The following is a 9,501-nucleotide window of genomic DNA, read 5'->3' as shown; positions in this document are numbered from 1 at the left end:
GCGCCGGCGAGCGCCTGCCGGATCACCCGCTCCTGCGACGGACCGTTCGGCGCCGTCAGACCGTTGGACGCGCCGTCCTGGTTCACCGCCGAACCCCGCAGCACCGCCAGCACCCGGTGCCCGTGGCGGCGCGCGTCCGACAGCCGCTCGACGACGAGCAGGCCGACGCCCTCGCCCCAGCCGGTCCCGTCCGCCGCCGCCGCGAACGGCTTGCACCGCCCGTCCGCCGCCAGACCGCGCTGACGGGCGAACTCCACGAACACGTGCGGCGTCGACATGACCGTCACCCCGCCCGCGAGCGCGAGGTCGCACTCCCCGGTCCGCAGCGCGTTCGCCGCCAGGTGCAGCGCGACCAGCGACGAGGAGCACGCCGTGTCGATGCTCACCGCCGGGCCCTCCAGCCCCAGCGAGTAGGCGACCCGGCCCGAGACGACGCTCCCGACGCTGCCCGCGAGCAGCAGACCCTCGTAGCCGTCCGGGGCCCGGTGCAGCCGGGAGGCGTAGTCGTGGTGCATGACGCCGGTGAAGACGCCGGTCCGGGAGCCGCGCAGCCCGGCGGGGTCGATGCCCGCGTGCTCCAGCGCCTCCCAGGAGGTCTCCAGCAGCAGGCGCTGCTGCGGGTCCATCGCGCGTGCCTCGCGCGGCGAGATCCCGAAGAACTCGGCGTCGAAGTCGCCGGAGTCGTACAGGAAGGCGCCGTGCCGGGTGTACACCGTGCCGGGGCGGGACGGGTCCGGGTCGTACAGGGCGTCGACGTCCCAGCCCCGGTCGGCCGGGAAGCCACCCACCGCGTCGGTCTCCTGCGCGACGAGGCGCCACAGGTCCTCGGGCCCGGCGACGCCGCCGGGGTAGCGGCAGCCCATGCCGACGATCACGATCGGCTCGTCGTCGACCGGGACGGCCGCGGCCGTCGGGGCGACCGCCGCCGGGGTACCCACCGCCTCCCTGGTCAGCCGTGCCGCGAGGGCGGTGGCGCTGGGGTGGTCGAACACCACGGTGGCGGGCAGCCGCAGGCCGGTGAGCGTGTTGATCCGGTTGCGCAGTTCCAGCGCGGTGAGCGAGTCGAAGCCCAGTTCGCGGAAGGCGCGTTGGACGTCGATGGTGTCCGCTTCGCCGTGGCCGAGCACGGTCGCGGTCTGGCTGCGGACGAGGTCGAGTGCGGCGCGGGCGCGGCGGTCCTCGGGCAGTGCGGCCATCCGGCGCGCCCAGGAGGACGCCTCCCCGGCGCCGCCGGGCTCCGCGGCGCCCGGCGCCGCCCCGGCCACGCGCTGCAGCGGGGCGCGGACCAGTCCGCGGAGCACGGGCGGCACGGTGCCGGCCGCCGCGAGGTCGCGCAGGGCCGCGCGGTCGAGGCGGGCGGTGACGGCGTACGGCAGGTCGCTCCGCAGCGCCGCGTCGAACAGTGCGAGCCCGTCCTCGGTGGACAGCAGGCCGATGCCGCCGCGTGCGAGCCGGGCGAGGTCGGCGGCGGCGAGGTGGCGGGTCATCCCGCTGCCCTCGGCCCACAGGCCCCAGGCGAGGGAGATCGCCGGCAGCCCGGCCGCGCGGCGGTGCCCGGCCAGGGCGTCGAGGAAGGCGTTCGCGGCCGTGTAGGCGCCCTGGCCGGCGGTGCCGGTGACCGAGGTGACGGAGGAGAAGAGGACGAACGCGTCGAGGTCCTGCTCCCGGGTCAGCTCGTGCAGGTGCCAGGCGGCGTCCGCCTTGGGGCGCAGGACGGCGGCCAGGCGTTCGGGGGCGAGGGTCTCCACCGTGCCGTCGTCGAGGACGCCGGCGGCGTGCACGACGACGCCCAGCGGGTGGGCGGCCGGGAGGCCGGCGATCAGCGCCGCGAGTTCCTCGCGGCGGGCGGCGTCGCACGCGGCGATCGTCACCCGCGCGCCGAGCGCGGCGAGTTCGGCCCGCAGCGGCTCGGCGCCGTCGGCCTGCTGCCCGGCCCGGCTGACCAGCAGCAGGTGGCGCAGGCCGTGCTCGGTGACCAGCCGGCGGGCGATCAGCGCGCCGAGGGTGCCGGTGCCGCCGGTGATCAGCGCCGTGCGGTCCGGATCGAGCGGGCGCCCGCCGAGCCGAGCCGCGTCCGGGGCCGGGAGGAGCCGGGGGCGGTGCGGGATCCCGTCGCGCAGGGCCAGTTGGGGCTCGTCGGCGGCGAGGGCGGCCCGCAGGGCGCGGCCGGAGCGCGCGGGGTCGTCGAGGTCGATCAGGGCGAGGCGGCCCGGGTGCTCGGACTGCGCGGTGCGCAGCAGGCCCCACACCGGGGACTGGCCGAGGCCCGGTACGGCGTCCCCGCCCCGGACGGCGACCGCGCCCCGGGTGACGACGACCAGCCGGGCGCCGTCCGGGCGGTCCCCGGCCAGCCAGGCCCGGACGGTGTCCAGGGCCCAGCGGGCGGCGGCGTGCGCGGCCTCGGCCGTGCCGTCGCCGGACCCGGCCGGGACGACGGGCGCGGCGGCGACCACCACGGCGGGCGCCGGATGCCCGGCGGCGGTGTGGGCGTCGAGCCCGGCGAGGTCCGGGAACGTGGCGCGCGGGTCGAGACCGAGGTCGTCGGCGCCGAGGACCACGCAGTCCGGACCCTCCGTGGCGGCGGGGGCGGACAGTTCCGTCCACCGCAGTTCGAACAGCGCGTCGCGCGGGGTGGCCCCGGCCGGTGCGAGCCGGTCGGCGGGCAGTTCGCGCAGGCTGAGTCCGCCGACCGTGAGCACGGGCGCCCCGGTGGGGTCCTCGACGGCGAGGGCGGTGGTGCCGTCCGGCGCGGGCGACAGCCGGACGCGCAGCGCGGTCGCGCCGGTGGCGTGCAGCCGCACGTCGGTGAAGGAGAACGGGATGCGCGGGGCCGCACCGGCCGCCGCCCCGGCGGCGTCGGCGTCGGCCAGCAGCAGCGGGTGGAGCGCGGCATCGAGCAGGGCGGGATGGACGCCGTGCGCGGCATCGCCCCGGCCGGCTTCGGCGGGCAGGCGGACCTCGGCGTACAGGTGGTCTCCCGCGTGCCAGGCGGCGGTGAGGCCCTGGAACCACGGGCCGTAGCCGTAGCCGAGCCGGTCGAGACGCTCGTAGGCCTCGGCGAGGTCAACCGGCTCGCCGCCCGGTGGCGGCCAACTCCCCTCCACCGCAACCGCGATGCGATCCCCGGCGGCCGTCAGCGCACCGGAGGCGTGCCGCGTCCAGGGCCGCTCCGCGGACTCCTCGCCCGGTTCGCCCTCGGGCACGGACGGCCGGGAGTCCACGGTGACGGCGTGCCGGCCCGCCGGGTCGGCGGGGGCGACGGCCACCCGCAGCTGCGTGCGCCCGGTGTCGGGCAGGACCAGCGGGGCCTCCAGGGTGAGCTCCTCGACGCCCGGGCAGCCGGCGAGCGCGCCCGCCCGGAGCACGAGGTCGAGGAAGGCCGTGCCGGGCAGCACGACCGTGCCGGTGACCGCGTGGTCGGGCAGCCAGGGCAGGGTGTCCGCGGAGAGCCGGCCGGTGACCAGGGTGGTGCCGTCCGGGGCCGTGGTGACGGCGCCGAGCAGCGGGTGGTCGACGGCGTCGAGGCCGAGGTCGGCGGGGCGGGACTGCGCGGACCCGGCGGTCAGCCAGTAGCGGCGGCGCTGGAAGGCGTAGGTGGGCAGGTCGACGTGCCGGCCGCGGTGGTCGCCGGGGATCAGCGCGTCGGGGTCGGGCTCCGCCCCGTGGACCATCGCCTCGGTGACGGCGGTGAGGAACTGTCCGAGGCCGCCGTGGTCGCGCCGCAGGGTGCCGATGGCCGTGCCGCCGGGGCCCTCCGTGCCGCAGGCGTCCAGCGTCTCCTGGGTGCCGATCTTGAGGACGGGGTGCGGGCTCGCCTCGACGAACAGCCGGTGGCCGTCCGCGTGCAGGGCGCGCACGGCGGGCTCGAAGCGGACCTCCTGGCGCAGGTTGCGGTACCAGTAGTCGGCGTCGAGCGTGGTGGTGTCGGTCAGCGGCCCACCGGTGACGGTCGAGTAGAAGGCGATCCGCGCGGCGCGGGGCGTGAGGTCGGCGAGCGCGGCGAGCAGCGGTTCGCGCAGCGGTTCGACGTGCGCCGAGTGCGAGGCGTAGTCCACCGGGATCCGGCGGGCGCGCACGCCGGTCCGCTCGCAGTGGGCGAGGAGGGCGTCGAGGGCGGCGGCGTCCCCGGAGACGACGGTGGTGGCGGGGCCGTTGCGGGCGGCGATGCCGATCCTGCCGTCCCAGGGCGCGAGGAGTGCGCCGGTCTCCCCGGCGGGCAGCGGCACGGAGACCATGCCGCCGGTGCCGGCCAGGTCGACCAGGGCGCGGCTGCGCAGGGCGACCACCTTGGCCGCGTCGTCCAGGGTGAGCGCGCCCGCGACGTACGCGGCGGCGATCTCGCCCTGCGAGTGGCCGACGACGGCGCTCGGTTCGACGCCGGCGGCCCGCCACAGTCCGGCCAGCGCGACCATGACGGCGAACAGCACGGGCTGGACGACGTCGACCCGGGACAGGTCGGGCGCGCCCGGCCGGCCGCGCAGGACGTCGTGCAGCGACCAGTCGGTCCAGCGGGCCAGCGCCGCCGCGCAGGCGTCCAGCTCGGCCGCGAACACCGGTGAGGCGTCGAGGAGTTCGACGGCCATGTCGGCCCATTGCGAGCCCTGCCCGGGGAACACCAGGGCGGTCGCGCCGCGGGCGGTGGACTGGGCCCGGACGAGGTTGTCGGCCGGCTCGCCCTGGGCGAGCGCGGTCAGCCCGCGCAGCGCGTCGGCCCGCGTGCGGGCGAGGACGACGGCGGTGTGGTCGAACCTGGTCCGGCTGCGCAGCAGGGCGTGGGCGAGCGCGTTCCGGGCGGCCCCACCGGCCGGCGCGGTCGTTCCCGCTTCGGCGGCGGCCAGGTGCCGGGCCAGTCGGCCGGCCTGGTCGCGCAGCGCGGCCTCGGTGCGGCCGGAGACGGTGAGCGGCACGGGCAGGTCCGGGTACCCGCCGCCCTCGGTCTCCGGCGCCTGCCCGGTTTCCGCCGGCGCCTGCTCGACGATGACGTGCGCGTTGGTGCCGCTGATGCCGAACGAGGAGACGCCGGCCCGCCGGGGGCGTTCGGGACCGGCGGGCGAGGGCCACGGGGTCGCGGTCGCCGGCACGGTGACCGCGCCGTCCGCCCAGCGCACCTTCGGCGAGGGCTCGCGCAGGTGCAGCACGCCGGGCACCAGCCCGTGCCGCATCGCGAGGACGGTCTTGATCAGCCCGGCGACCCCGGCCGCGGCCTGGGTGTGGCCGATGTTGGACTTCACCGAGCCGAGCAGCAGGGGGTGTTCGGGAGCGCGGTCGGCGCCGTAGACGGCGAGCAGGGCGTGTGCCTCGACCGGGTCGCCGAGGGCGGTGCCGGTGCCGTGCGCCTCGACCACGTCGACGTCCGCGGGCACCAGGCCGGCGGAGCCCAGCGCCTGCCGGATCACCCGCTGCTGGGCCGACCCGTTGGGGGCGCTGAGGCCGTTGCTGGCACCGTCCTGGTTGACGGCCGAGCCGACCACCAGGGCGAGCACCGGGTGGCCGTGGCGCCGGGCGTCCGACAGCCGCTCCAGGAGGACGACGCCGACGCCCTCGGCCCACGCCGTGCCGTCGGCGTCGGCGGAGAACGGCTTGCAGCGGCCGTCCGGGGCGAGGCCGCGCTGCCGGGCGAACTCGACGAACATCCCGGGCTCGGCCATCACGGTGGCACCGCCCGCGAGGGCCAGCGTGCACTCGCCGTTGCGCAGGGCCTGGGCGGCCAGGTGCACGGCGACGAGCGAGGAGGAGCAGGCGGTGTCCACGGTCACGGCGGGGCCTTCGAGGCCGAGCTCATAGGCGATCCGGCCGGAGGCGACGCTCGGGGTGGTGCCGGTGAGCAGGTAGCCGTCCAGGCCGTCGACGGGCTGGTGCATGCGCGGGCCGTAGTCCTGCGCCGTGGCGCCGACGAACACCCCGACGCGGTCGCCGCGCAGCCCGGCGGGGTCGAGCCCGGCGCGCTCCAGGGTCTCCCAGGAGGTCTCCAGCAGCAGGCGCTGCTGCGGGTCCATCGCGAGGGCCTCGCGCGGGCTGATGCCGAAGAACTCGGCGTCGAACTCCCCCGCGCCGTCGAGGAATCCGCCCTCGCGCACATACGTGCTCCCGAGCCCGTCCGGGGAGGTCCGGTGCAGCCGGTCGAGGTCCCAGCCGCGGTCCCGGGGGAACGCTCCGATGGCGTCCACGCCCTCGGCGGCCAGGCGCCACAGCTGCTCGGGGGTGCGGGCGCCGCCGGGGAAGCGGCACCCCATGGCGACGACGGCGATCGGGTCGCCGTCCCGGTCGGCCGCCGGGGACGGCTCGGCCCGCTCGGCCCGCCGCTCCGGCGCGGGCAGTGCCAGGGCCCGGGAACGCAGGTGGCGGGCGAGGTCGGCGGGCGTCGGGTGGTCGTAGCCGGCGCTCGCGGGCAGGTCGAGGCCGGTCGCGGCGGACAGCCGCTGGAGGAGCTCGACGGTGGCGAGCGAGTCGAGTCCCGACTCACGGTAGGCGAGGTCCGCGCGGACGGTGTCCCTGGTGGCGTGGCCGAGCACGGCGGCCGCGTGCGAGCGGACCAGGTCCAGCACCACGCGCGCCTGGTCGGCCTCCGGCAGCCCGGCGATCCGGCGGGCGAGCGGCGAGGCCTGCGGCGCCCGGGGTGCCCGCGCTGCCTGCGCCTCGGGAGCGGCGTTCTCAGGAGCTGCATCCTCGGGCGCGACGTCCTCGGGCGCGGCGGCGCGCAGCCAGTGCGGCGTGCGCCGGAACGCGTAGGTGGGCAGCTCGACCCGCCGCCGCGCCCGGGCCTCGAACAGCGCGGTCCAGTCGAGCGCGGCGCCCAGGGTGTGCAGCCGGGCGGCGGTCTCGGCCAGGGCGTCCGCCTCCGGCCGGCCGGCCCGCAGGGTGGCGACGGTCGCGAAGGCCTCGCCGCCCTCGGGCACCGGGCACTCCCGGGCCAGCGCGGACAGGCTGCCGTCCGGCCCGAGTTCGACCAGGACGGTCGCGCCGGCCTCGCGCAGCCGGTCGACGCCGTCGCCGAAGCGCACCGCCCCGCGCACCTGGCGCACCCAGTAGTCGGGCGAGCACAGCTCCTCCTCGGACGCCGTGCGGCCGGTCAGGTTGGACACCACGGGCGTCGTCGGCGGACGGAAGGTCAGCCCCCGCGCGACCCGCGCGAAGGCGTCGAGCATCGGCTCCATCCGCGCCGAGTGGAAGGCGTGGCCGACCCGCAGCCGCCGGACCTTGTGGCCCTGCGCCCGCCACCGCTCCCCGAGGGCGAGGACGGCCTCCTCGTCGCCGGAGACGACGGTGGCCGCCGGCCCGTTCACGGCCGCGACCGCGACCCGGTCCCCCAGGTCCGCGAGCGCCTCGATGACCTCGGCCTCGGCCAGGCGGACCGCCAGCATCGCGCCACCGGCGGGCAGTTGCTGCATCAGCCGGCCCCGGGCGGCCACCAGGGCGCAGGCGTCGGGCAGGTCGAGGACGCCGGCCACGTGCGCGGCCGTGAGTTCACCGATCGAGTGGCCGAGCAGCAGGTCGGGGACGACGCCCCAGCGCGCCAGCAGCCGGTGCAGCGCCACCCCGAGGGCGAAGAGCGCGGGCTGGGTGAACTCGGTGCGGTGGACGAGTTCCGCCTCCGGGCTGCCCTCGGGCGCGAACAGCACCTCGCGCAGCGGGCGCGGCAGGTGCGGGTCGAGGTGCCGGCAGACCTCCTCGAAGGCGGCGGCGAACTCGGGGAAACGGTCGTACGGTTCGCGGCCCATACCGGGGCGCTGGCTGCCCTGGCCGGCGAACAGGAAGGCGGTGCGGCCGGGCCTGACCTCACCGCTCACCACACCGGGGGCCGCGCCCGCGGTGCGCAGCGCGTCGAGGCCGGCCAGCAGCCCCGCGCGGTCGGGGGCGAGGACGACGGCGCGGGCGGCGAGGTGGCTCCGGGTGGTGGCGGCCGACCAGCCGAGGTGCGCCGGCTCGACCTCGGGGTGCCGCAGCAGGTGTGCGTGCAGGCGGTCGGCCTGGGCGTGTACCGCCTCGGGCGTCGTCCCGGAGAGCGGGACGAGGACAGGGGCCCCGGGGTTCGCGGCCGGCTCGGCAGGACCGTCGGCCGCTGCCGCCGAGGCCTGCTCGCTTCCACCGGCCGGCCCTTCCGCCAGCACCACGTGGCAGTTGGTGCCGCCCATGCCGAAGGAGCTCACCCCGGCGACCAGCCGCTGCCCGGGCCTCGGCCAGGCACCCGTCGTGTCCTGGACACGCAGGCCGAGCTCCCCCAGCGGGATGCGGGGGTTCGGGGTCTCGTAGTTGAGGCTGCGCGGCAGCTCCCGGTGGCGGATCGCCAGGACCGTCTTGACCAGCCCGACGATTCCGGCCGCGCCCTCCAGGTGCCCGAGGTTGGTCTTCACCGAGCCGACCCGCAGCGGCGCGCCGGCCGGGCGGCCGGTGCCGAGCGCGGCGCCGAGGGCGGCCGCCTCCACCGGGTCGCCCACGGGGGTTCCGGTGCCGTGCAGTTCGACGTACTGCACGTCGGCCGGGCGGAATCCGGCCCGGCGGTGGGCCGCGCGGATCACCTGCTCCTGCGCCGCGGCCTCGGGCGAGGTGAGCGCCGCGCCGCCGCCGTCGTGGTTCATCGCGCTGCCCGCCACCACGCAGTACACGGTGTCGCCGTCGGCGAGCGCGCGGGCCAGCGGCTTGAGCACGACGACCGCGCCGCCCTCGCCGCGCACGTAGCCGTTGGCGCGCGCGTCGAAGGTGAAGCACCGGCCGTCCGGGGAGAGTCCGCCCAGTTTGCCCGCCTCGCCCGGGCCGTCGGGGACGAGGTCGAGGTTGACGCCGCCGGCCAGGGCGAGTTCGGACTCCCCGCGCCGCAGGCTCTCGCAGGCCGTGTGCACCGCGACCAGCGAGGACGCCTGGGCCGCGTCGACCGTCATGCTGGGGCCGCGCAGGCCGAGCGCGTAGGAGACCCGGTTGGCGATCATGCTGCGGTGCAGGCCGGTCACCTGGCGCGCACCGGCCGCGATGCCCGCGCGGCGCAGCAGCACCGCGTAGTCGTCCCAGATCGCCCCGGCGAACACGCCGACCGGGCCGCCGCTCAGCCCGTGCGGCGGGACGCCCGCGTGTTCCAGGGCCTCCCAGCACAGTTCGAGCATGAGCCGCTGCTGCGGGTCCATGAGCGCCGCCTCGCCCGGACCGATGCCGAAGAACTCCGGGTCGAAGCCGCTGACCTCGTCCAGGTAGCCACCGCGCCGGGGCCGCTCCGCGCGGTCGGCGGCAACCGTGACACCGGGGCGTTCCGGCGGTGTCGCGGCGCGCCGGCCGTCGGGGAATTCACGGACGGAATCGACGCCGGTGCGCAGGAGTTCCCAGAACCGGTCCGGGGTGCTTGCTCCCGCCACGCGGCAGGCGAAACCGACGATCGCGACAGCATCCGAATCGGCCATACCGTTCCATCACGTCCAGAGTCGATTTGCGGGCGAGCGCGGGCAGGCAGAACTCTGAATCGGGCCATCGACGATCCGCAAGCGTCTGGTTTCGGCCAGCCGGACGCCGTGGAAG

1 protein-coding gene is annotated in these 9,501 nt (G+C 77.6%); it reads right to left on the bottom strand.

What is annotated here, in order from left to right:
• On the bottom strand, nt 1–9,386 hold a 9,386-nt coding region (locus ABT093_RS31440; protein WP_350570216.1), incomplete at its 3' end, for a type I polyketide synthase.
• Nucleotides 9,387–9,501 lie beyond the last annotated feature (115 nt).

The sequence above is a fragment of the Kitasatospora sp. NPDC002551 genome, assembly GCF_040296005.1.
GTDB lineage: Bacteria > Actinomycetota > Actinomycetes > Streptomycetales > Streptomycetaceae > Kitasatospora.
This window is presented reverse-complemented; position numbering and strand designations above follow the sequence as displayed.